The 1326-nt window shown below is 75.1% G+C and carries 1 protein-coding gene; it reads right to left on the bottom strand.

The window, feature by feature from the left end:
• Positions 1-157: 157 nt before the first annotated feature.
• A partial coding sequence (locus tag GT354_RS34575) for a DAK2 domain-containing protein (protein WP_161360328.1) occupies positions 158-1326 on the bottom strand: 1169 nt, incomplete at its 5' end.

Genomic DNA, 1326 nt, shown 5'->3' with positions numbered 1-1326 from the left:
GAACGCAACGGGTGGTGCGGGTGGGAACCACCGCCAAGCCCACCAAAAGCGAAACGGCAGCAGCGCGACCCCGCCCGTCCCGCTCACGGGCGAGGCCCATCCCATAGCCGTGAGCCAAAGGCCGCCAGAAGCGAAACGGCGGCGGTGGTCGCGGCCGCTACTCGACGCCGACGAAGAGGGGGTAGACCTCCTGGCCGCCTTCGTAGACCATGACGTCCACCTCCGGGCGAGTCGCCCGCAGGTGGCGTTCGATCGCGGTGGCGAGGCCGTATGGGACGGCGTTGCCGGTGACCAGGGTGACCAGTTCGCCGCCACCCGCGAGCATGCGGTCGACGACCTCGGTGCCGGTGGCGACCACGTCCTGGCCGATCACCGCGATGTCGCTCTCGATCACGCCCAGGACGTCGCCGGCCTGGCAGACGCCGGCCATGGTCCACGCTTCGCGCACGGCGACCGTGAGCGCGCCGTAGCGGGTCGCGCCGGCGGCCGAGGTCATGCCGACCACGTCCTGGTCGAAGCGGCGTCCGGGTTCGTGCACGGCGAGCGCCGCGAGGCCCTGTACCGCCGCCTTGGTCGGGATGACCTGGACCCGGATGCCCTCGGCCTGCGCCTGTTGGGCCGCGACGCCGGCCACCGCGTGGCAGTCGGCGTCGTTGGGCAGCAGCACCACCTCGCGCGCCTCGGTGCGCCGGATCGCCTCCACGAGCACGCCCGTGGAGGGGCGTCGGCCGGGGCCGGCCTGGACGATGTGCGCGCCGTTCTCGGCGAACAGCGTCGCGAGGCCGTCCCCGTGGGCCACGGCGACGATGCCGCGGGTGGGGGCGGGGTCGGGGGTGGCGGCGCCGACGAGGACGCGCTCCAGGTGGGTGATCCGGATCCGGTGCGGTCGGCCCGCCGCGATGCCGGCCTCGACCGCGGCGCCCGCGTCGTCGACGTGCACGTGCACGTTCCACAGGCCCTCGCCGCCGACCACGACGAGCGAGTCGCCGAGCGCGCCGAGCCGCTCGCGCAGGCCCGGCAGCGCGTCCTCGGGAGCGTCGAGCAGGTAGATCACCTCGAACGCGGGGCCGGCCGAACGCACATGGGCGTGCGCGGCGACCGGACCGGCGAACGGCATCGGTACCGGCGTCGGCGCCTGGTGCGGGTGGATCCGGTACGCCGAACGCTCCCCCGTGACCACCGCGAGCAGCGCGTCGAGCAGTACGGTCAGGCCCCGCCCGCCGGCGTCCACGACGCCGGCCAGGCGCAGCACGTCGAGCTGCTCGGGGGTGCGGGCGAGCGCGTCGCGGGCGGCGTTCGCCGCGGCCCGCACGACCGGCCGGATCT

Origin of the sequence: Streptomyces sp. SID3343, from assembly GCF_009865215.1 — a bacterium.
Taxonomy (GTDB): domain Bacteria; phylum Actinomycetota; class Actinomycetes; order Streptomycetales; family Streptomycetaceae; genus Embleya.
This window is presented reverse-complemented; position numbering and strand designations above follow the sequence as displayed.